This window comes from Streptomyces sp. V2I9, from assembly GCF_030817475.1.
GTDB lineage: Bacteria > Actinomycetota > Actinomycetes > Streptomycetales > Streptomycetaceae > Streptomyces.
Genome location: NZ_JAUSZJ010000002.1, coordinates 6,739,102 through 6,759,093, shown reverse-complemented (window position 1 = coordinate 6,759,093; position 19,992 = coordinate 6,739,102). Strand labels below are relative to the sequence as shown.

The 19,992-nt window shown below is 73.3% G+C and carries 19 protein-coding genes and 1 pseudogene; 3 read left to right on the top strand and 17 right to left on the bottom strand.

Annotated elements, in window-relative coordinates:
• Window positions 1-8 precede the first annotated feature (8 nt).
• The 11 genes from QFZ71_RS29235 to QFZ71_RS29185 all read right to left on the bottom strand — a co-directional run bounded on the left by QFZ71_RS29235 (window position 9) and on the right by QFZ71_RS29185 (window position 10,750).
• Window positions 9-683, bottom strand: a complete 675-nt coding sequence (locus QFZ71_RS29235; protein WP_307671152.1) for an ABC transporter ATP-binding protein — start codon at window positions 681-683, stop codon at window positions 9-11.
• Window positions 676-1,605 (bottom strand): ABC transporter ATP-binding protein, encoded by a 930-nt coding sequence (locus QFZ71_RS29230; RefSeq protein ID WP_307671626.1) that lies wholly within the window; start codon window positions 1,603-1,605, stop codon window positions 676-678. The genes QFZ71_RS29235 and QFZ71_RS29230 overlap by 8 nt, the downstream gene beginning before the upstream one ends.
• Before the next feature lie 65 nt (window positions 1,606-1,670).
• Complete coding sequence (locus QFZ71_RS29225; RefSeq protein ID WP_307671151.1) at window positions 1,671-2,528, bottom strand: ABC transporter permease; 858 nt, start codon at window positions 2,526-2,528, stop codon at window positions 1,671-1,673.
• Window positions 2,521-3,486, bottom strand: coding sequence for an ABC transporter permease (locus QFZ71_RS29220; RefSeq protein WP_307671625.1), 966 nt, complete (start codon window positions 3,484-3,486; stop codon window positions 2,521-2,523). The genes QFZ71_RS29225 and QFZ71_RS29220 overlap by 8 nt, the downstream gene beginning before the upstream one ends.
• A gap of 23 nt (window positions 3,487-3,509) precedes the next feature.
• Window positions 3,510-5,126 (bottom strand): ABC transporter substrate-binding protein, encoded by a 1,617-nt coding sequence (locus QFZ71_RS29215; RefSeq protein WP_307671150.1) that lies wholly within the window; start codon window positions 5,124-5,126, stop codon window positions 3,510-3,512.
• A 156-nt stretch (window positions 5,127-5,282) separates the two neighbouring features.
• Complete coding sequence (locus tag QFZ71_RS29210) at window positions 5,283-5,798, bottom strand: hypothetical protein (RefSeq protein ID WP_307671149.1); 516 nt, start codon at window positions 5,796-5,798, stop codon at window positions 5,283-5,285.
• A gap of 147 nt (window positions 5,799-5,945) precedes the next feature.
• Window positions 5,946-7,064: an acyl-CoA dehydrogenase family protein gene (locus QFZ71_RS29205; protein WP_307671148.1), complete on the bottom strand. Its 1,119-nt coding sequence runs from the start codon at window positions 7,062-7,064 to the stop codon at window positions 5,946-5,948.
• Window positions 7,061-8,254 carry an acyl-CoA dehydrogenase family protein gene (locus QFZ71_RS29200; RefSeq protein WP_307671147.1) on the bottom strand — a complete coding sequence of 398 codons (1,194 nt, stop codon included), beginning with the start codon at window positions 8,252-8,254 and terminating at the stop codon, window positions 7,061-7,063. Before QFZ71_RS29200 ends, QFZ71_RS29205 begins: the two co-directional genes overlap by 4 nt.
• Complete coding sequence (locus QFZ71_RS29195) at window positions 8,251-9,216, bottom strand: NADPH:quinone oxidoreductase family protein (RefSeq protein WP_307671146.1); 966 nt, start codon at window positions 9,214-9,216, stop codon at window positions 8,251-8,253. Before QFZ71_RS29195 ends, QFZ71_RS29200 begins: the two co-directional genes overlap by 4 nt.
• 127 nt (window positions 9,217-9,343) lie before the next feature.
• Window positions 9,344-9,943: a helix-turn-helix domain-containing protein gene (locus tag QFZ71_RS29190; protein ID WP_307671145.1), complete on the bottom strand. Its 600-nt coding sequence runs from the start codon at window positions 9,941-9,943 to the stop codon at window positions 9,344-9,346.
• 72 nt (window positions 9,944-10,015) lie between these two features.
• On the bottom strand, window positions 10,016-10,750 hold the full coding sequence (locus QFZ71_RS29185) for a PIG-L deacetylase family protein (protein ID WP_307671144.1): 735 nt from the start codon (window positions 10,748-10,750) through the stop codon (window positions 10,016-10,018).
• Window positions 10,751-11,033: 283 nt separating this feature from the next.
• Here QFZ71_RS29185 and QFZ71_RS29180 point away from each other — a divergent pair, with 283 nt between their 5' ends.
• On the top strand, window positions 11,034-11,606 hold the full coding sequence (locus tag QFZ71_RS29180; RefSeq protein WP_307671143.1) for a rhodanese-like domain-containing protein: 573 nt from the start codon (window positions 11,034-11,036) through the stop codon (window positions 11,604-11,606).
• 53 nt (window positions 11,607-11,659) lie between these two features.
• On the opposite strand, the gene QFZ71_RS29175 is transcribed toward QFZ71_RS29180, so the two are convergent.
• The 3 genes from QFZ71_RS29175 to QFZ71_RS29165 form a co-directional block, all read right to left on the bottom strand.
• On the bottom strand, window positions 11,660-12,955 hold the full coding sequence (locus QFZ71_RS29175) for an alpha/beta fold hydrolase (RefSeq protein WP_307671142.1): 1,296 nt from the start codon (window positions 12,953-12,955) through the stop codon (window positions 11,660-11,662).
• Window positions 12,956-13,165: 210 nt separating this feature from the next.
• Window positions 13,166-14,731: a serine/threonine-protein kinase gene (locus QFZ71_RS29170; RefSeq protein ID WP_373465216.1), complete on the bottom strand. Its 1,566-nt coding sequence runs from the start codon at window positions 14,729-14,731 to the stop codon at window positions 13,166-13,168.
• A 239-nt stretch (window positions 14,732-14,970) separates the two neighbouring features.
• Window positions 14,971-15,705: a hypothetical protein gene (locus QFZ71_RS29165; RefSeq protein WP_307671140.1), complete on the bottom strand. Its 735-nt coding sequence runs from the start codon at window positions 15,703-15,705 to the stop codon at window positions 14,971-14,973.
• Between the two features lie 222 nt (window positions 15,706-15,927).
• On the opposite strand from QFZ71_RS29165, the gene QFZ71_RS29160 reads away from it, so the two are divergent.
• Window positions 15,928-17,091 carry an ABC transporter ATP-binding protein gene (locus tag QFZ71_RS29160; protein ID WP_307671139.1) on the top strand — a complete coding sequence of 388 codons (1,164 nt, stop codon included), beginning with the start codon at window positions 15,928-15,930 and terminating at the stop codon, window positions 17,089-17,091.
• A gap of 69 nt (window positions 17,092-17,160) precedes the next feature.
• Here the strand turns inward: QFZ71_RS29160 and QFZ71_RS29155 are convergent, their stop codons facing one another.
• Window positions 17,161-17,466, bottom strand: coding sequence for a DUF2087 domain-containing protein (locus QFZ71_RS29155; protein ID WP_307671138.1), 306 nt, complete (start codon window positions 17,464-17,466; stop codon window positions 17,161-17,163).
• Window positions 17,467-17,846: 380 nt separating this feature from the next.
• On the opposite strand from QFZ71_RS29155, the pseudogene QFZ71_RS29150 reads away from it, so the two are divergent.
• Window positions 17,847-18,350, top strand: a pseudogene (locus QFZ71_RS29150) (hemerythrin domain-containing protein); the annotation flags it as partial.
• A gap of 12 nt (window positions 18,351-18,362) precedes the next feature.
• Here QFZ71_RS29150 and QFZ71_RS29145 read toward each other — a convergent pair.
• The gene (locus tag QFZ71_RS29145) at window positions 18,363-19,319 is read right to left on the bottom strand and encodes an ABC transporter substrate-binding protein (protein WP_307671137.1); all 957 of its coding nucleotides are present in this window, start codon (window positions 19,317-19,319) and stop codon (window positions 18,363-18,365) included.
• The gene (locus tag QFZ71_RS29140) at window positions 19,316-19,987 is read right to left on the bottom strand and encodes an ABC transporter permease (RefSeq protein WP_307671136.1); all 672 of its coding nucleotides are present in this window, start codon (window positions 19,985-19,987) and stop codon (window positions 19,316-19,318) included. The genes QFZ71_RS29145 and QFZ71_RS29140 overlap by 4 nt, the downstream gene beginning before the upstream one ends.
• Window positions 19,988-19,992: the final 5 nt, after the last annotated feature.

The following is a 19,992-nucleotide window of genomic DNA, read 5'->3' as shown; positions in this document are numbered from 1 at the left end:
GGGACCCGTCACCCGGCCGGAGCGTTCTCCGTCTCGTGCCCGCCCCACCGGACCGTACGGTCGCACCAGCGCTCCAGCAGCACCCGGTCGTGGCCCACGGCCAGCAGTGCCGCCCCGGACTCCGCGCGGTAGCGCTCGACGACCGCGACCAGCGCGGCGGTCGTGGAGGCGTCGAGCATCGCGGTCATCTCGTCGCAGATCAGCAGCCGGGGCCGCAGGACCAGCGCCCGCGCCAGGCAGGCCCGTTGCAGCTGGCCGTCGCTCACCGCGTGCGGGCGGCGCTCCAGCAGTTCGCCGGAGAGGCCGACCAGCCGGGCCAGCTCCGCCACCCGCGCGGGGACCTCCCGGCGGCGGCCGGTGGACCGCAGCGGCTGGGCGATCAGTTCGCGCAGGCTGAGGCGGGGGTCGGCGGAGAGCCGGGGCTGTTGGAAGACGACGCCCACGGCGGTGCGCTGCTCGCGTGGGGCGCGATGGCGCCAGCCGCGTACCGCCGTACCGTCGAGGGTCATGGTTCCGGCGTCCGGGCGGTGCAGGAGGGCGGCGACCTTGGCCAGGGTGGATTTGCCGCAGCCGCTGGGGCCCAGGAGCCCGACCGCCTCGCCCGCCGCGACGTGCAGGGACACTTCGCGGACGACGGGAGCGCGGCGGTCGTATCCCGCGGTGATCCGGTTCAGCTCAAGCATCGGCGGCCTCCTTGAGCGGGTGGGTCCGGCCGGCCGGCGCGTGGTGGCAGGCCAGGTCCGCGTCGAAGGCCGGGCGTTCGGCGGTGCAGCGGCCGTCCGCGTACGCGCAGCGGGCGGCGAAGGCACAGCCCTCGGGCAGGGCGCCCAGCTCCGGCGGCATGCCGGGGATCGGGAGGAAATCGCGTTCGGGCAGGGCCGCCAGCAGGCCACGGGCGTACGGGTGGCGGGGGCCGGGCGCTCCGAAGAAGCCCGCCGCCTCCGCGATCTCGACGATGCGTCCCGCGTACATCACGGCGACCCGGTCCGCGATGCGTTCGGCGGCGGCCAGGTCGTGGGTGATGATCAGCAGCGCCCGGCCCTCGTCGGTGTGGCGGCGCAGTTCGTCCACGGTCCGCTCGACGAGGTCCCGGTCGAGGCCGGTGGTCGGTTCGTCGGCGAGCAGCAGCGGGGCGTCGCCGATCAGGGCGAGGGCGGTCGCGGCGCGCTGGGCGAGGCCGCCGGAGAGCTCGTGCGGGTAGCGGTCGAGGTGTCCCTCGGGGAAGGAGGCGCGGGCGGCGGCCGCGACGGCGGCCTTCGGCAGCGCGTTCCCCCGCACCCCGGTCAGCTCGCGCAGGCTCTCCTCCAGTTGGGCGCGGACGGTGCGCACGGGGGTGAGGTGGGCGGCGGGGCTCTGCGGTACGAGGCCGATGCGCCGTCCCCGTACGGTGCGGGCGAGGGTGCGTTCGCCGGCGGTGAGCAGGTCCGTGTCCCCGCCGAGGACCGCGCTGCCGGTGGTGGCCGCGTTGGCGGGCAGCAGGCCGAGCAGGGCGGAGGCCAGGACGGACTTGCCGCAGCCGCTCTCGCCGACCAGGGCGAGGCACTCCCCCGGCGCGACGGAGAAGCGGGCGTCGGTGACGGCGGCGATGTCGCGGCCGCCGCGCATGCGGAAGCGCACGGAGAGGTTCCGGACGTCCAGCACGGGGGTTCCGGCGGGTTCGGGGGCGCGGGTCACAGCATCAGCTCCGATTTCCGGCGCGGGTTGATCCGGTCGCGCCAGGCTCCGGCGAGTCCGGCGAGCGCGAGGGTCGGGATGATCAGGAAGAGGCCGGGGAAGAGGGTCGGCCACCAGTCCCCGGCGAGCAGCGAACCGCGTGCGGACTGGACGAGGTTGCCGAGGCTGGCCTGGTGGGCGGGGAGTCCGAGTCCGAGGAAGGAGAGCGCCGACTCGTGCCACATCGCGTGCGGCACCATCAGCACGGCGGCCAGACCGGCTTGCGGGAGCACGCCCGGCAGCAGGTGGCGCACGGCGACGCGGGTGCGGGAGGCGCCGCCGGAGACGGCGGCGTCGACGAAGGGGCGCGAGCGCAGCGAGAGGACCTCGGAGCGGACGATGCGGGCGGTGGAGATCCAGTGTGTCAGGGCGACCGAGATGATCACCGGCCAGACGCCCGGCCGGAACATCGCGACGATGAAGATGCCGAGCAGCAGGTGCGGGATGGAGGACAGGGCGTCGACGACGCGCATGACGATGCGGTCGGTCCAGCCGCCGACCGCCCCGGCGAGCGCGCCGATCGCGGTGCCGACGACGGTGGCGGTGAGGGCCGCGACCAGGCCGACGAGCAGGGAGACGCGCAGGCCGTAGACGCAGCGCAGCAGGAGGTCGCGGCCGACGTCGTCGGTGCCGAAGGGGTGGGCGAGCGACGGCGGGGCGAGCTTGTCGGCCAGGTCGACGGCCTGCTGGTCGAGCTGGGTCAGCGGCGGGACGACGAGGACGGCCAGCGCGACGGCGATGACGATCGCGGCCGAGGTGGCGACCCGGACGCGGCGTGTGGCGCGGCCCGGCAGGGCGATCGCGGTGTCAGCCATCGAAGGCCACCCGGGGGTCGGCGAGTCCGTAGAGGAGGTCGGAGAGCAGGTTGCCGAGGAGCACGGCGGCGGTGGCGAGGACCGTGAGCGCGGCCAGCAGGGAGAAGTCCACGGAGGTGGCGGCCCCGACAGTGGCGGCGGCGATGCCCGGCCAGCTGAAGACGGTCTCCACGAGCAGGGCGCCGGTGATGAGTTCGGGGACGCGGGAGCCGATCAGGGTGAGCATCGGCAGCATCCCCGAGCGCAGGGCGTGGCCGAGGAGCACGGTGCGCTCGCTCAGTCCTCGCGCGCGGGCGCCGCGTACCGGGTCCTCGGCGAGGGCGTCGGCGACTCCTTGGCGTACGTACAGGAAGAACCACGGCAGTTGCGAGACACCGAGCACGGTGGCGGGCAGGACCAGGTGGGAGGCGACCTGGCCGAAGGTGACGACCTCGCTGGCGGCGTCGGTCAGTCCGCCGGCCGGGAGGACGTCGAGTTTCAGGGCGAAGAACCAGATGGCGAGCAGCCCGAGCCAGAAGGCGGGGGCGGCTTCCAGGGTGTACGCGACGGAGCTGACGCACCGGTCGAGCCAGCCGCCGGGCCTGCGGGCGGCGAGGACGCCGAGGCCGGTACCGAGCAGGATCGCGACCAGGAAGGCGGTGGCGGCGAGCAGGACGGACCAGCCCATGCGCTCCGCGATGACGTCGGCGACCGGCTGGCGCATCAGGCTGGAGTCCCCGAAGTCACCCTGGAGGGCGGAGGTCAGCCAGTCCCACCAGCGGGCCACGAGCGGCTGGTCGACGCCGAGGTTGGCGCGGAGCTGGTCGAGGTTCTCCTGCGAGGCGGTGAGTCCGGCGGTGCCCGCGTAGGCCTTGACCGGGTCGAAGGGGGAGGCGGCGGCGACGGCGAAGACGCCGAAGGTGACGACGCCGAGGACGGGGACGGCGAACAGGGCCCGCCGTCCCGCCATCCGCGCCATCGGCCCCCAGGGGAGGCGTCGGCTCACTTCTCCGAGCCCCCGGCGCTCTCGGTGGACCACTTCTCGACGTTCCACCACGGGCCGGAGGCCAGCCCGTGGTCGTGCGGTTCGACCTGGGTGGTGAGGGGGCCGAAGCGGTCGTCGACGACGTAGAGGTGGTCGATGTGGGTGAGGAAGGTGTAGCCCGGATTCTTCACCAGTTCGCGCTGGACGGTGTCGTACGCCTTCTTCCGCTCGGCCGCCTCGCCGCTCCTGCGGCCCGCCTCGATGGCGGTGTCGACGGCCTTGTTGTCGTACCAGGCCATGTTGTTGAAGCCGTCGCCCGCGAGGGAGGACTTCAGCAGCGTGTACTGGTCGAAGTCGGGATCGGCCGGGGAGCCGCCGCCCGCGAGCACGGCGTCGTGCTTCATGCGGGGCTCGATGACCTCCCAGGTCCCGGCCTCGGTGCGGATGTCGATGCCCGCCTTCTTGGCGTCGGAGGCGTAGGCGAGGGCGTGCTCCTGGCGGAGCTTGTCGCCGCTGAGGTACCAGAGCGGGAAGGAGGCGCGGACCCCGTCCTTGACGCGGACGCCGTCCTTGCCGGGCTTCCAGCCGGCCTCGTCCAGGATCTTCCGTGCGGCGGCGAGGTCGTGCGTGCGCTCGGTGCCGCGGGTGAACCACTCGCTGTCGGTGGGGACGGGCCCGTAGGCGGGCTTGCCCGCGCCGTTGAGGATGGCCTTCACCATGGCCTCCCGGTCGACGGCGATGTCGAGGGCGCGGCGTACGGCGGTGTCTCCGGCGACCTTGTTGTGGGTCGGGAGCGTCACCGTGCGGTAGTCGTAGCTGGTGGCGGCGTAGGTCTTCCTGTTCTTGTCGTCCGCGAAGCCCTTGGCGAGGTTGGGCGGCAGGATCGCGCCGTCGAGGTCGCCGGAGCGCAGCCGGGTGGCGCGCACGTCGTCGTCCTTGATGATCGCCATGGTGAACTTCTTCACCTCGGGTTCGCCGCCCCAGTAGTGGGGGTTGGCGGTGAAGCTGATCTTCTCGCCGCGGGACCACTGGGTGAGGACGTAGGGGCCGGTGCCGATGGGCCGGGTGGTGAAGGCTCCGGTGTTGACGTCCTGCTTGCCCGCGATGTGCTCGGGGGCGATCGGCAGGACGGTGCGCTGGGCGAACGGCGCGTAGGGGTACTTGAGGGTGAAGACGACCGTGTCCTCGCCACGGGCGGTGATGTCCTCGACGGCGTCCAGTTCGGTGCGGGAGGCGTTGTTGGTCTTCTCGTCGAGGATCGTGCGGTACGTGAAGACGACGTCCTTGGCGCCGAACGGCTTCCCGTCGCTGAACTTCACGCCCTGGCGCAGCTTGTACGTGTAGGTCAGGCCGTCGGCGCTGACCTCGGGGAGTTCGGCGGCGAGGGCGGGGCGGAGCTTCATGTCCGCGCCCAGGGTGAGCAGTCCGTCGAAGATCTTGGAGTTGCCGTCCTTGCCGTAGCCGAGAAGCGGGCTCAGGCTGTCGGGCTCGTAGGCGATGCCGACGACGGCCGAGGCGGAGGACGATCCGGAACCGCTGGTGGCGCTGTCCGGATTCGAGCAGGCCGCGGCGGTGAGGGACAGTGCGGTCACCAGTGTGGTGGCGACCGCCACCCGTATCGATCGGCCCGTCATACGCTGCACATCCCTGTCCAAGATCGACTGTAATTGCGAACGGGTTGCAATTAAACAGCACATAAAAGACCCCGGTACACCCCGCCTCGACCGGCGAGACGGGTGCACCGGGGCCGGCCCGTACAAGGACGCGCTCGCGGGGGGCGAACTCGCCCTCTACGGCGCGGCGTCGGCCAGGTCGAGCGTGAGCACGTCCTCGTCCCTCGTCCGGTGGTCGATCGTGATCGAGCCGGCTGCTCCGGCGTAGGCCCCCGTCCCTCCGGTGACCGCGAAGACGTGGGACCACGGCCGTGCGCTGACCGGGGACTCGGTCACGGCGGGAAGCGGCCGCCGGAAGGCCGTGGCAGCCGTGATCAGGCCGTCGTCGAGGCTCAGGACCAGCGTCGCCAGGACGAACGAGCCGTCCAGGTCCACGGCGACGGGCAGGCAGTGCGCGTTCTCGGTGCCCACGATCTCGCCCTGCCCGTCCGACAGCTCGTACCGGACGAAGTACGGGACCCCGGCCGTGAGGACGTCCGGGATGTTCGCGCCCGTGCGGCGACCGGTCAGGACGATCCGGCGGGCCGCCCTCCGCGCCCCGTGGGCGGCCCCGCCGGCTCCGACGACCAACCCCCCGGCGACGGCCGCCGCCGAGCTCAGCTGGAGAACACTCCTGCGATCCATGTCCGTCATCGCCTGCCTCACACCCTTGTCGCTCGTGTCCCGGGGGCGCACGCGCGCCCCCGGGGACAAACGCCCACCGGGGCGGAACGGGTCGCCTCGCTCGCGTACGTCACCGGATCGGACCAGCGGGCCGATGCGCCCGAAGGCGGCCACGGGCTACGGCGCCGGCAGCTCCGCCAGCTCCGCGACGGCCTGGCGGTGGCTTCCCGCCGTGCCGTACGCGAGGGAGTCGGCCTTGGCGCGCTTGAGGTACAGGTGCGCCGGGTGCTCCCAGGTCATGCCGATGCCGCCGTGCAGCTGGACGCACTCCTCGGCGGCGTGGACCGCGACGCCCGAGCAGTACGCCTGGGCGACCGCGACGGCGAGCGGGGCGTCCGGGCTGCCGGTCGCCAGCGCGTCGGCCGCGTTGCGGGCGGCGGCGCGGGCCGAGACGACCTCCAGCCAGAGCTGTGCCATCCGGTGCTTGAGCGCCTGGAACGACCCCACGGGCCGGTTGAACTGGCGGCGTTCGCGGGTGTACCGGACCGTCTCGGTCAGGCACCATTCGGCGATGCCGAGCTGTTCGGAGGCGAGCAGACCGGCTCCGGCGAGCAGACCGCGCCGTACGGCGGCGGCGCTCGCGCCCGCGTCGGCCAGCGGGCTTCCGGCCGCCCCGGTGAGGGTGACGGAGGCGAGGGGGCGGGTCAGGTCCAGCGGGACGAGCGGTTCCACGGCTACGGCCGGGTCCGACGCCTCGACCGCGTACAGCCCTTCGGAGGTCGGCACCAGCAGCACGTCCGCGGCCCGCGCGTCCGCCACGCCGCGTACCGTCCCGCCGAGCGGGCCGAGCGCCGGGCCCGGACCGGCGGGCGGGGTGGCGAAGGGCACGGCGAGCACGGCCGTACGCGCTCCGGAGGCCAGCTCACGCAGGAGGGCCGCGGCGGGGCCGTCCTCGCCGGCCAGGGCGAGCAGGGTCTCGGTGGCCACGACGGAGCTGGTCAGGTACGGAGCGGGGGCCACGCTGCGGCCCAGCTCCTCCAGGACCACGGCGGCCTCCCGGTGGGACGCGCCCTGTCCGCCGAGCTTCTCCGGGACGAGGAGCCCGGCAGCGCCGATGGAGCCGGCGAGGGAGGCCCACAGCTGCGGGTCGTACGGCGTGTCGGACTCGGTGGCGGCGATCACCGTCGGCGCGGCGGCCCGGTCGGCGAGGAGGGCGCGGACGGCGGAGCGCAGGTCCTCCTCGTCCTGCGAGTAGAGCAGGTCGGGGGTGGCGGGAGGCTGGACGGGGGCGGTCATCGGCTCAGGTCCTTCCAGGCGGCGTCCTTGTCGTTGCGGGGTTCGGCGGGCAGCCCGAGGACGCGTTCGGCCACGATGTTCAGCAGGACCTCGCTGGTGCCGCCCTCGATGGAGTTGCCCTTGGAGCGCAGATAGCGGTAGCCCGCGTCCCGCCCGGTGAAGTCGACCAGCTCCGGGCGGACCATGGTCCAGTCGCCGTACAACAGACCCTCGTCACCGAGCAGTTCGACCTCCAGGCCGCTGATCTCCTGGTTGAGCCGGGCGAACGCGAGCTTCATGCCCGACCCTTCGGGCCCCGGCTGTCCGGCGACGAGTTGCTGGCGCAGCCGCTCACCGGTCAGCCGGGCGACCTCGGCCTCCACCCAGAGCTCCAGAAGGCGCTGATGGGTGTCGGGGGTGCGCAGCTCGGGCCGTTCGCGCCACGTTCTTGCGACCGGGCCGATCATGCCGCCCTCGCGCGGGATGCGGGAGCCGCCGATGGAGACGCGCTCGTTCATCAGGGTGGTCAGGGCGACCTTCCACCCCTCGCCGACGGGGCCGAGGCGGTGGCTGTCGGGGATGCGCACCCCGGTGAGGAAGACCTCGTTGAACTCGGCCTCGCCGGTGATCTGGCGCAGCGGCCGGACCTCGACACCGGGGTCGGTCATGTCGCAGATGAAGTAGCTGATGCCCCGGTGCTTGGGCTGGTCGGGGTCGGTACGGGCGATGAGGATGGCCCAGCGGGCGAGGTGGGCACTGGACGTCCAGACCTTCTGGCCGTCGACGATCCAGTCGCCGGTCTCGTCCTGGACGGCGCGGGTGGCGAGGGCCGCGAGGTCGGATCCGGCTCCGGGTTCGCTGAAGAGCTGGCACCAGACCTCCTCCCCCACCCACAGCGGGCGCAGGAAGCGGCGCTTCTGCTCGTCGGTGCCGAAGCCGAGGATGGTGGGGGCGGCCATGCCGAGGCCGATACCGATGCGGCGGGGGTCGTTGTCGGGTGCGCCGGCGGCGGCGAGTTCGGCGTCGACCACCTGCTGGAGGGAGCGGGGCGCGTCCAGTCCGCCGAGGCCGACGGGGTAGTGGACCCAGGCGAGACCGGCGTCGAAGCGGGCCCTCAGGAAGTCGGTGCGGCCGGTGGTGGCGGGCGGGTGCGCGGCGAGCAGGTCGCGGGTGCGGCGGCGCAGTTCGGCGGCGTCGGTCGCGGGCTTCATCGGGCGCCTCCCGGCAGGACGACGATCCGGCCGGTGCTGGTGCCGTCCGCGACGCGCTGGACGGCGGCGGCCGCGCCCGCCATCGGAACGCGCTCGCTGACCAGCGGTTTGACGAGGCCCTGCTCGGCCAGCTCGGTCAGCTCGTCGTGGCAGGCGCGGACGGCCGCCGGGTCCTTGGCGTTGTAGAGGCCCCAGTGCAGCCCGAGGACGGAGTAGTTCTTGACCAGGGCATGGTTGAGGGCCGGGGTGGGGATGACGCCACTGGCGAAGCCGACGACGAGAATGCGCCCCTCGAAGGCGACGCACTTGGTGGACCTGGTGTAGGCGTCGCCGCCGACCGGGTCGTAGACGACGTCCGCGCCGCGCCCCCCGGTGGCTTCCTTCACGGCGGCGGCGATGTCCTCGCTCCGCCGGTCCACGACCACGTCGCAGCCGAGTTCGCGGGCGACGGCCGCCTTCTCCGGACCGCCGACGACCCCGATGACCTTCGCCCCGGCCGCCCTGCCGAGCTGGACGGCGGCGCTGCCGACGCCCCCGGCCGCCGCGTGGACGAGGAGGGTCTCGCCGGGCTGGAGGCGGGCGCGGCGGTGCAGGCCGAACCAGCCGGTCTGGTAGCCGATGTGCAGGGCGGCCGCTTCGGCGTCGTCGAGGGCGTCGGGGGCGGGCAGCAGGGCCGCCTCGTCCGCGACGACGTGGTCGGCGAAGCCGCCGTGCGGCAGGGTGGGGGTGGCGAGCACGCGTCGTCCGTCCTCGGTGGTGCCGCACACCTCGACGCCCGGAGTGAACGGCAGCGGGGGCCGCACCTGGTACTGGCCCCGGCAGAGCAGGGCGTCGGGGAAGTTGACGTTGGCGGCGCGGACCTCGACGAGCACCTGCCCGTCGCCGGGTGTTGGCCGGTCGGTCTCCTCCAGCCGCATCACCTCGCCCGGCTCGCCGTTCCGGTGTACTCGCCATGCCTGCATGAGGGGCCTCCACAACACTGTCGGCGTCAACCGCCGGAGCGGTCGGCATTACCACTGCCGCCCGCATACTAAGCGGTCGCTTGCCTGTCTGGGAACACCTCGATCCGCCCGTGGAGCGGTACGGCCGTCAGCCGCGCCTGGGCTTCGCCCGTACGTGCATGCGCTCGCCCTGCGGCCCGAACAGGCTGAGGAACTCCACCGTCTCGTCCTCGGCCGGACCGAACCAGTGCGGCAGCCGGGTGTCGAACTCGGCCGCCTCGCCCGGTTCCAGCACCAGATCGTGCTCGGCCAGCAGCAGCCGCAGCTTTCCGGAGAGCACGAACAGCCACTCGTACCCCTCGTGCGTGCGCTGTTCCGGCGGGCCTCCGCTGCCCGGCTCCTGGATCAGCTTGTACGCCTGGAGGCCGCCGGGCCGGGCGGTCAGCGGCAACATGGTCCGGCCGTGCTGAACGATCGGCTTGGCCCGCACCCGTGGGTCTCCGACCGGCGCGGCTCCCACGAGGTCGTCGAGCGGCACCTCATGGGCGCGGGCGATCGGCAGCATCAGTTCCAGGCTGGGGCGACGGCCGCCGGACTCCAGCCGGGAGAGGGTGGAGACGGATATGCCGGTGGCGGCCGAGAGGGCGGCGAGGGTGACCCCGCGGTCCTTGCGCAGGCGGCGCAGGCGGGGTCCGACCCCGGAGAGGACGGCGTCCAGGTCCGGGTCGCCCCGGTCGTGTTCTTTCATGCGGACATTGCAGAATCGGCAATCCGGTTTGTCAACCGGCCGACGCGCGCGACGGCGGACCGCCCGGCCGCCTCAGTGGGAGAAGACCTCGAAGGTGACCGCCGGACGGCCGCCGAACCGGTCGGCGGCTGCCTCCACCATGCCCGTCAGGAAGGTCCGGCAGTACCGCTCCGGGTCCTCCCGGGTCAGTGCCCGGATGTATGTGCGGTGCTCCAGGAGCGACCGGACCGAGCGTTCGAGACCGGCGGTCGCGTCGACCGCGTGCGTGGGCCGGTCGCTGCCGGCCACGGCGGTCCACCGCACCCCGCCCCACGGCCGGAGGCCCCGCTCGGTGAGTTCCGGGAAGATCCATCGGTTGCCCGCGTCGGCCACCGCGTCCAGGGCGGCACGCCCGACCGCGCGGTGGTCAGGGGTGTTCCAGGCGGTGCCGCCCCAGGTGTCCCGGTGGTTGAGGGTGACCACCAGCTCGGGGCGATGGCGGCGGACGGCGGCGGCGATGTCGCGGCGGAGCGCGGTGCCGTACTCGATCACCCCGTCGCGGTGGTCCAGGAACTCCACGGTCCGTACGCCGACGACGGCGGCGCTCGCCCGCTGCTCGCGCTCGCGCACCTGGGCGCACTCCTCGGGCGGCAGGGTGTCGATCCCGGCCTCGCCGCGGCTGGCGAGCAGGTAGACGACCTCGCGCCCGCCGTCGGTCCACTCGGCCACGGCGGCGGCGGCCCCGTACTCCAGGTCGTCGGGGTGGGCGACCACGGCCAGGGCGCGCTGCCAGTCGGAGGGCATGGGTTCGAGTCGCTGCGAGCTCATACCGGCAGGCTACCCACGTACCGTCACGGCGGCAGGCGCGCCGGTCCGGGCCGGGCGGCCACCCCGGCACGGCACGGGGGACGGCCGGGCATGCCTGGCACGGGTACGGGGAACGCGTCCGGGACAGGTCCGGGGCCGGAGGCGACCCTCCGGGACCCGGCAGCGCTCCCGGACGTGCGACGCTGGAGGCCGGTGACGGTCACCGCGCACCCGCCCGGCCCGTCCGGGTCGGACGGGAGGCCCCCCTCTCCCCGCCGCCCCGGCGAACGAAAGGAAACCGCTCGTGCCCATCCCCGCCTCCCTCTCCCCCGCCCAGGCCGCAGCCCGTCTGGAGGAGTTCACCGTCATCGACGTACGGGCGCCCGGTGAGTACGCCTCCGGGCATGTGCCCGGCGCCCTCAACATCCCGCTCGACAAGCTGCCGGACGCGCTGGCGGCGCTCAAGTCCGCCTCCGCGCGCGGTTCGCTGCTGGTGGTGTGCGCCTCCGGGGTCCGGTCCACGCGGGCCTGCGAGATCCTCGCCGGCGCCGACATCGAGGCCGTGACGCTGAGCGGCGGCACGTCGGCATGGGAGGGCGACGGCCGCGGCCTGGACCGCCCCGAGGGCGCCCGCACCACCTGGCCCCTGGAGCGTCAGGTGCGCCTCGCGGCGGGCTCGCTGGTGGTGGCCGGGCTGGTGGCGGGCGTCCGCTTCCCGGCGGCCCGGTGGCTCTCCGCGGGCATCGGAGCGGGCCTGGTGTATTCGGCGGTCAGCGACACCTGCGGGATGGCGGCGGTCCTGTCGAAGCTGCCCCACAACCGGACCCCGCGCGCCGTGGGCGACCTCGACGCGACCCTGGCGGAACTCCAGCGCTGATCCGCCCGCGCCGGCGCCGGTCCGGCCCCGGCGAGCGCGCGCGGCCCGGCCCGTCACACCTCGTCGCGCACCAGCGCCAGCAGCCGGTCCAGGACACGGGGGCCGCCCGCGCGCACCCCGTCGTGCTCGTACTCGTTCGTCACCCAGGTCCGCAGTCCCCTGATGGCCGCCGCCGTGCGCAGCGAGTCCGCCGTGTCGACGTACATGTCGTCGTGGTAGACGGCCGCCGCGACCGGGACCTCGTTGGCGGCCAGCCGCTCGGGGTCGTACAGCACGGGCCAGTCGGTGCGCCGCGCCAGCAGTTCGGCGGTCTCGCGGAGCGGGCGCAGGGCCGGGTCGACGTCGAAGTGCCAGGGGTGGATGGTCTCGCCGGTGAAGAGCACGGGGCCCTCGCCCGCCAGCGCGGCCGCCGCGTCGAACTGCGGGAACTCACCGCGTACGCGTTCCGCCGCCCAGGCAGTGGCGCGTTCGCCCTGCCCGTAGATGGCCTCGTGCAGCAGGGCGTAGAGCGGGTGCCCGGCGAAGGAGGAGGCGGTGCGCATCGCTTCCCGGAAGACGTCGGAGAGTTCCGTGCCGTGCGGGGTGCGGACGAAGGCGTTCTCCAACAGGTAGTGGAGCTGGTGGCTGCCGCTGCCGGAGCCGAGCAGGATGCCGAGCGACTGGAAGCCCTCGGGGGTGAGCCGGTGGCCGGCGCTCTCGGGGCGGTGCTCGCCGAGGTACGCGGCGATGGCGCGGGCGCGCTCGATGTCCTGCGGGTAGCGGGCGTAGTGGGCGGCGACCTTCCGCTCGATGCGCGGGTACGCGGCCCGGTAGACGTCGTCGGCGTGAGCGTCCAGGGAGGGCAGCCCGCCGGTGATCAGGACCGCCGCGAGGCCCTCGGGCGCCGAGGAGAGGTAGCGGACGGCACAGAAGCCGCCGAAGGACTGGCCGAGCACGGTCCAGGGCGCTCCGCCGGTGAGCCGCGGCCGGATCAGCTCGCAGTCGCGGACGATGGAGTCGGAGCGGAAGTGGGCGAGGTAGTCGGCCTGTTCGCGCGGGCCGCCGCGGAGCGGGAGGGTCTGCCGGTTGGCCGGGGTGGAAAGACCGGTGCCGCGCTGGTCGAGCAGGAGCACGCGGAAGTCGCGCAGGGCCCGGCCGAGCCAGGCCTCGGCGCCGACGAACCGGCGCGCGCCGAAGCCGGGGCCTCCCTCCAGGTAGACCAGCCAGGGCAGTTCCTCACCGGCCCGCGAGGCGGCGACGGCTTCCCGGCCGAACACCTCGATCTGCTCGCCTCCGGGGTCGCTGTGGTCGAGGGGCACGGTGAAGCGCCGGTCGGTGAGGACGACACCGGGCTGCCGGTAACTGTGCACGGGGAACTCCTGAATCCGGGGTGCGGGCTGATCCGAGGGAAAAGCCCAGTTCAGCACATGGCCGCGCCCGCTGGAGCATTCGCGGACCTGTTCCTGTCACACCCGAGGAAGCAGCGGCTCCACGCACACCGACCGGTGTTGCCCAGGGGCGAGGCCGGCCGCCGGTGCCGACCGAGGCGATCCGGCGGCGGCATCCGGCGGGGGAGCCGTTCATGGTGCGGACCCGCCGGGGGTCGCAGTCCTCCTGGCGTGCCGGAACCGCAGGACGGCACCGAACAGCACGACGGGGGTCGCCACCAGGCACGCGATCTTCGCCGGTGCCACCAGCGAGGCGGAATGCCAGCTGGTGATGAAGAGTCCGGTGTAGCGAAATGACTCGACGTCCCCGGACTCCTGGACGACCGGCTGGATCGCGTCGTCCAGGGCCGTGAAGCGGGCGGCGTGCAGCCACCAGGCGGCACATACGGTGATCCAGAAGACCCCCACCGCCACCGACCAGGCACGGGTGAGCGCGGTGTCTGCCGCGTCGAGGCGGAGGCGGACGTACAGAAGAGCGGCCGCGGCAGCCGGCAGCAGCCCGTACAGGGGAAGGCCCCACCAGTCGTCCTCGGCCCAGGCAGGGATCGCGGTGCGAATGTCGCCGAGGACCTCCGGCGCGAGGACGGGCGTCCGCAGATGCGTGTCGTAGTGGTCCAAGACCATCCCGTACACCCCGAGCGGGACGAAGGCGAGCAGCCACAGGAGGGGGTGGCCGAGCCCTCGTTTCATCCGGCGGAGGACGTCCCCCGAACCGGCGGGTGCGGGAGGCGGTCCCGGCGGAAGGGGTGGGACGAAGGCCGGCCGGTTGAGGACGGCAGCCGCGGGACCGGTGGGCGCGTTCGCTGCGGCGGCGGCCGGGGCGGGCAGTACCGGGCCCGGAGGGACGGGGTGCCCGGAGGACGGACGGTCGACGACGGTGACCGGATGTCCGGTGCCGGGCGTACCGGCGGAAGCCGCCGTGCGGCTGACGCTCAGCACCTGGTCGCGCATGGCCCGCGCGTTCGGGAAGCGCTCAGCAGGATTCTTGGCCAGCGCTCGGGTCAGCAGCGCCTGCACCTCGGCAGGGACCCGGGCACCGAGGGTCGTGAGGGCCGGCGGGTCGGCCGTGACGTGGAGGTAGCCGATCCGGAATCCCGAGTCCGCGGTGAACGGTACGGAGCCGGTGAGGAGTTGGAAGAGGATGATGCCGACGGCGTACAGATCGCTGCGGGCGTCGACGAGGTTGCCGGACTCGAATTGTTCCGGGGCCATGTAGTGCGGCGTTCCGACGATGAAACCTGTGCCGGTCAGTGCGGTGTGCTGCGCGTCGAGGGCCCGCGCGATGCCGAAGTCCATGACCTTGACGGACCCGGTCGCGGTGACCATCACATTGGCCGGTTTGACATCCCGGTGCACCAGTCCGCCGTCGTGGCTGGCCGCCAGCGCGTCCAGGATCTCCGCGGTGTACCGCAGAGCCTCGCCGAGCGGCAGCCCTCCGGGCGCGGAGGGCACGAAGCGGCTGAGGGGCCGGCCCTCGACGTACTCCATCACCAGATAGGGCACCCGCGTGCCGGCCACCTCCTCCTCCAGCACGTCATGCACCGCGACCACATGCGCGTGGCTGAGCGCCGCGGCAGCACGTGCCTCACGACGGAACCGTTCCCGCCCGGTCGGATCCCCGGTCGATGCCGCGTTCATGGTCTTGATGGCCACCGTTCGACCCAGCACGGTGTCCCGGGCACGATGAACGGAAGCCATGCCTCCGGTTCCGAGCAACTCCTCGATCACGAATCGCCCCTGAGCGAGGCGCACGCCGCGTGCGATGACCTCGGTCATCGGCCGGTCCCCGTGCTCCGTGCGCCTCGACGGACGTTCCGGTACCGCGCGCCCCGCGACCTGATCATCGGTCCTCCCACTTCGTATGTTCTTCCCGCGGCCCTTGCCCTCTCACGCTTCCGCCGTACCCGGCCGCGGCGGGTCCGGCCGGTGTCCGGCCGTCAGGACAGGCGTGCGGCGACGGTGCGTGTGACCTCCGCCAGGACCTCTTCCGTCCACAGTCTCCTGCGCTCCGCCGCGGCGGCGAGGTTCTCGGACGCCTTCGCGCCCGGATCCGGCATGTCCACCACGCCGGCGGCACTGGTATCACCGTCCACTTCGAACAGATAGGCCCCTTGAAGGCACGTCACCTCGTCGTCCCCCGTCGCGGCGGTGAGGTAGCAGTCCTCGGCCCCCCAGGAGCCGGCCAGGTCGGTGTAGCCCTTCTCGGTGCCGTCCTCGTCCTTGTCCTCCCGATAGTTCTTCTCCACGAGAGCGGGATCCGCGATCGCGGTCACGACGACGGTGAAGTGGCTGTTGGCGAACTCGTCGTCGCCGTGGTCGGGGAGGTGGAAGTCGTAGGTGCAGCCGCCCCGGTCCACGTCGCCGGTGGTACCGGGTACGGCCTCGGCGAGCGGGTTGAAGTTCATGATCGTGACCTTCACCGGCTCATGCTCCAGGGCCTTCGCCCGGGGCACGATCGCCCGGAGCTCCGCCTCGGTCACCAGCTTGCACGCGTCGGGCCATTCCGCCAGGGGGAGCGCCGATCCCTCGGGCGGCCGCAGGCCGAGCGTGTCTCCCGCGGGCCGGGCCGCACCGTACTCGACCGGCGTCGGCGGCTCGTCCTCTCCGCATCCCGTCAGCAGCGCCGCTCCCGCCACCACGGACAGCAGGAGTCCACCCGTTCGGAACATCATGCTTCCCCTCGTTCCTCCGCACCGCTGCCGTTCCGCCTTCGCCCGGCAACTCCTGAATCCTGGAAGGCCCTTGGCCGGGCCCCGGGCGGCCACAGTATGCACGACGCACATGAACCCCTCTCGGGTTGCCGCGATCACGCGCGGGCCCGGACCGTGGGCTCGGTGAGGCGCCCGGCGGCGGCCGGCAGGCGGGAAGGCGACGACTGGGCCTATCGTTCAGAAATGATCCGGTTCGAGCAGGTCGGGAAGGTCTTTCCGGACGGGACGACGGCGGTGGACGGGCTGTCCTTCGAGGTGGCGGAGGGCGAGCTGGTCACCCTGGTGGGGCCGTCGGGCTGCGGCAAGACGACCACCATGATGATGGTGAACCGGCTGATCGAGCCGACCTCGGGCCGGATCCTGGTGGACGGCGAGGACATCGCGGGAATCGACCCGGTGAGGCTGCGCCGCCGGATCGGTTACGTGATCCAGCAGGTCGGCCTCTTCCCGCACCGGACCGTCCTGGACAACACCGCGACCGTCCCGGCGCTGGTCGGCTGGAAGCGGTCGCGGGCACGGGAGCGGGCTGCGGAGCTGCTGGACCTGGTGGGCCTGGACCCGGCGACGTACGGATCGCGCTATCCGGCGCAGCTCTCCGGCGGTCAGCGCCAGCGGGTGGGCGTGGCGCGGGCGCTCGCGGCCGACCCGCCGGTCCTGCTGATGGACGAGCCGTTCGGCGCGGTGGACCCGGTGGTGCGGGAGCGGCTGCAGAACGAGTTCCTGGCCCTCCAGCAGCAGGTGCGCAAGACGGTGCTCATGGTGACGCACGACATCGAGGAAGCGGTGCGGATGGGCGACCGGATCGCGGTGTACGGGGAGGGGCGCATCGAGCAGTTCGACACCCCGGCCGCCGTGCTCGGCGCCCCGGCGACGCCGTACGTGGCACGGTTCGTGGGCTCGGACCGGGGGCTGAAGCGGCTGTCGGTCACCGCGATCGAGCCGGAGGACCTGGAGGAACCGCCGGTGGCGCTGCTGGAGGAGCCCGCCCGCGAGGCGGCGGCCCGGCTGGCGGCGGCGGGGGCCCGGTGGGCGGTGGTGCTGAACAGTACGGGCGAGCTGCACGGCTGGGTGTCGGCGGACGCGCTGCGACCGGCCGGGGAGGGCGAGAGCGTGGGCTCGCTGGCCCGCCGGATGGACGCGTGGGTGCCGGTGGGCGCCCCGCTGAAGCAGGCGTTCAGCGAGATGCTCCAGTACGACGCGGGGTGGGTGGCTGTGCTGGACGGGAACCTCTTCCTGGGCGTCCTCACTCCGGCGAAGCTGCACGAGGCGCTGCGCCGGTCGGTCGACGCGGACGCCCAGGGGGTGGGGCGCGAGGAGGTGGACTTCGACTCCGTGTCGGACGCCTGAGCCACGGAGCCACCGCCGCCCGCCGCTCCCGCGACCGGCGCGGGGGTCACGGGCGGCGGAACCGCCCGGTCAGCGTCCGCGCCGGTAGTCGGCCCCGTCGCGGGTGCGGACCATCAGACCCGCGACGACCAGATGGCGGCGCAGGGCGGAGCAGTCCTCGTGGACGGTGAGCAGCGCCTCGTTCACCTCGCGTTCGGTGTACGAGCGCTCGCGCTCGAACAGCGTCTCGGCGAGGTGCGTGAGCAACTGCTCGCGCCGGGCCGGCTTGCGCGGGATGGCGACCAGGCGGCCGCGCGAGAAGAGCGCCTCCACGGAGCGCGTACCGGAGGAGGATGACGGCGTCCGGGACGGCAGGGTGTCATGTGCGGTGGGCATGACCGGAAGAGTCGCAGGCTTCCCGAGGGCGGGCAACGCGTTTTCCGCGCCTCCCCCGTCGTCCCGGCGGCCGCCCCTGCCCCTGGCCCGGAGCGCGTTGACACAGGGGCGCCGCCCAGGTTGTGATGGGCCCGTGCAGCGCGGCGTCGGCCAAAGAGATCTGGGCCGGCCGGCAGTCGAGCCGGCACCTTCATCCAGGGAAGCCGCCATGAGCCGACTCATCGCCCCCTGTCTCTGAACAGTCCGCTCGGGACCGCGCACATCGACGCGTCCCCCCGCCCGGACCACCGTTCCGTCCGCGGGCCCTCGTGCGCCCGCTCTCTTCCAGGAGACCCAGAATTCCCCTGCACCCTGCCACCCGGCCCACCGCTTCCGAGGAGGCGGCCCCCGCGGTCACCAACCTCGCGGACAAGATCGTGGAGGTACACACCTGGCTCCGCGACCAGCTGCGCCACGTGCACGCCGAGACCGAGGCCCACTTCGCCGCACGGGCCGCCCGCCACGACCCCGGACATCCGGACGCCGGACAGCCACCCGCGCCGCCGCTCGGCCTCCAGATCAGGCAGCGCTGCCTGGAGTTCTGCCAAGCGCTGGAATTCCACCACACGGCCGAGGACGGCCATCTGTTCCCCACGGTGGAGGGCTACCATCCGCACCTGGCCCACGTCTTCGACCGGCTACGGGAGGAGCACAGGTCGATCGGGGCCGTGCAACGGGCGCTCTCGGCGCTGCTGGCCGATGTCGCCATCGCGGAGCCGGACCGATTCCGCAGCGAACTCACTCGCCTGACCGAGGAGTTGACGGTGCACCTCGCGTACGAGGAGGAACAGCTTCTGCCGCTGCTGGCCGATGTGCCCTGGCCGCCCGCGCCGCCCGCCTCCTGACCCCGGAGAGGCTCAGCCCTTCGGGAGGAGCTTCTTCGACTCCAGGTAGGCGCGCGCGACGTCCTCGGGCAGCCTGCGCCAGCTGTCGACCTGCTCGTTCATCGACGCCAGGTCGGCGGTGGTCAGCACGGTGTTGAGCCGCCCCAGGGCGTCGCGCACCCCGACGCTCCCGGCGCGGGCGCGGTTGACGACGGGGACCACGTAGTCGGCGTTCTGGAGCTTCTTGTCGTCCTCCAGCAGCACCAGACCGAACCGGTCCAGGGTGGCGTCGGTCGTGGTGGTCAGGACCATCTGGTCCTGACCGCTCCGGACCGCCTGTTTGGCCTGGGTGGTGCCGACGCCCTTCGGGTCGACGGCGACCACGTCGATGCCGTACGTCGCACGGAGGCCGGGGGCGCAGTAGGGGCGCTGGACGCACTCGTCGCCTGCCGCGAGGCGTACGGGCAGCTTCGCCGCGCCCACGTCGCTCAGCGTCCTGAGCCCGTGCTTCTCCGCGTACGCGGCGGTGACGGCGAAGGCGTTCTGGTCGACGGCCCGGCCGGGGTCGAGGACGGCCAGCCCGCGGGGAGCGGCGAGCGCGCGGAGCGCCTTCATGGTGGTGGCGAGGTCGGGCGATCCGACCGGGTCCGCGTCGTCGCCGGCGGCCTTGGCGTTCAGCCAGTCGGCGAAGGTCGCCGCGTACTCCGGGGCCACGTCGATCTGCCCGTTCTCCAGGGCGGGTTCGTAGATCTCCCGGTTGGTGACGGAGATGACGTCGGCGGAGTATCCGGCGTGCTCCAGGAGCAGCGCGTACAGCTGGGCCAGCAGGTCGCTCTCGGTGAATCCGGCCGAGCCGACCGTCAGTTCCCTGCTGTCGCCCGGCGGGGCGGTGACCTCGCCCTGGTTCTCCAGGGACGGGCCGGTGGCGCAGCCGGTGGCGGTGGCGGCGAGGAGGGCCAGCGCGGTGAGCACCCGGCGGACGCGGCTCATGCCGCCTCCCGGCCGCGCCGCGGAGCGAGGCGCAGACCGGCCTCGAAGGCGCATTCGACGAGGAGGGCGAAGGCGGCCACCAGGATCGCCCCGGCCACCACCTGCGGGGTGGAGGCGAGGTTGAAGCCCGCGGTGATGATCCGGCCCAGTCCCCCGCCGCCGGCCAGCGCGGCGATGGTGGCCGTGGCGACCAGTTGGACGGCGGCGATCCGCACGCCGGTGAGGATCATGGGGAGGGCGAGGGGGAGTTCGACGCCCAGCAGCATCTGGCGTCCCGTCATGCCCATGCCGCGAGCCGCCCGGACGACGTCCCGGTCGACCTCGCGCATCCCGACGTAGGCGTTGGCGAGGAGCGGCGGCACGGCGAACAGGACGAGCGCGATGATCGTGGACCACGGGCCGTACCTGCCGATGGGCGTGAGCAGCAGCAGGACCAGGACGGCGAAGGTGGGCACGGCCCGCCCGATGTTGGAGAGGTTGACGGCGAGCGCGCCGCCCTTGCCGAGGTGGCCCAGGACGAGGGCGACGGGCAAGGCGATCAGGCAGCTGATGAGCAGGCAGACGACGGTGAGGAAGAGGTGCTCGCCGAGCCGGTGCCAGACGCCGTCGGGACCGGACCAGTGGGCCGCGGTGGTGAGCCAGGACCAGGTGGCGGAGACGGTGTTCACCGCAC

Coding starts and splice junctions, on each gene's coding strand:
- QFZ71_RS29235 (WP_307671152.1), bottom strand. CDS start 683: ATGCTTGAGCTGAACCGGATCACCGCGGGATACGACCGCCGCGCTCCC.
- QFZ71_RS29230 (WP_307671626.1), bottom strand. CDS start 1,605: ATGCGCGGCGGCCGCGACATCGCCGCCGTCACCGACGCCCGCTTCTCC.
- QFZ71_RS29225 (WP_307671151.1), bottom strand. CDS start 2,528: ATGGCTGACACCGCGATCGCCCTGCCGGGCCGCGCCACACGCCGCGTC.
- QFZ71_RS29220 (WP_307671625.1), bottom strand. CDS start 3,486: ATGGCGCGGATGGCGGGACGGCGGGCCCTGTTCGCCGTCCCCGTCCTC.
- QFZ71_RS29215 (WP_307671150.1), bottom strand. CDS start 5,126: ATGACGGGCCGATCGATACGGGTGGCGGTCGCCACCACACTGGTGACC.
- QFZ71_RS29210 (WP_307671149.1), bottom strand. CDS start 5,798: ATGACGGACATGGATCGCAGGAGTGTTCTCCAGCTGAGCTCGGCGGCG.
- QFZ71_RS29205 (WP_307671148.1), bottom strand. CDS start 7,064: ATGACCGCCCCCGTCCAGCCTCCCGCCACCCCCGACCTGCTCTACTCG.
- QFZ71_RS29200 (WP_307671147.1), bottom strand. CDS start 8,254: ATGAAGCCCGCGACCGACGCCGCCGAACTGCGCCGCCGCACCCGCGAC.
- QFZ71_RS29195 (WP_307671146.1), bottom strand. CDS start 9,216: ATGCAGGCATGGCGAGTACACCGGAACGGCGAGCCGGGCGAGGTGATG.
- QFZ71_RS29190 (WP_307671145.1), bottom strand. CDS start 9,943: ATGAAAGAACACGACCGGGGCGACCCGGACCTGGACGCCGTCCTCTCC.
- QFZ71_RS29185 (WP_307671144.1), bottom strand. CDS start 10,750: ATGAGCTCGCAGCGACTCGAACCCATGCCCTCCGACTGGCAGCGCGCC.
- QFZ71_RS29170 (WP_373465216.1), bottom strand. CDS start 14,731: ATGGCTTCCGTTCATCGTGCCCGGGACACCGTGCTGGGTCGAACGGTG.
- QFZ71_RS29165 (WP_307671140.1), bottom strand. CDS start 15,705: ATGATGTTCCGAACGGGTGGACTCCTGCTGTCCGTGGTGGCGGGAGCG.
- QFZ71_RS29160 (WP_307671139.1), top strand. CDS start 15,928: ATGATCCGGTTCGAGCAGGTCGGGAAGGTCTTTCCGGACGGGACGACG.
- QFZ71_RS29155 (WP_307671138.1), bottom strand. CDS start 17,466: ATGCCCACCGCACATGACACCCTGCCGTCCCGGACGCCGTCATCCTCC.
- QFZ71_RS29145 (WP_307671137.1), bottom strand. CDS start 19,319: ATGAGCCGCGTCCGCCGGGTGCTCACCGCGCTGGCCCTCCTCGCCGCC.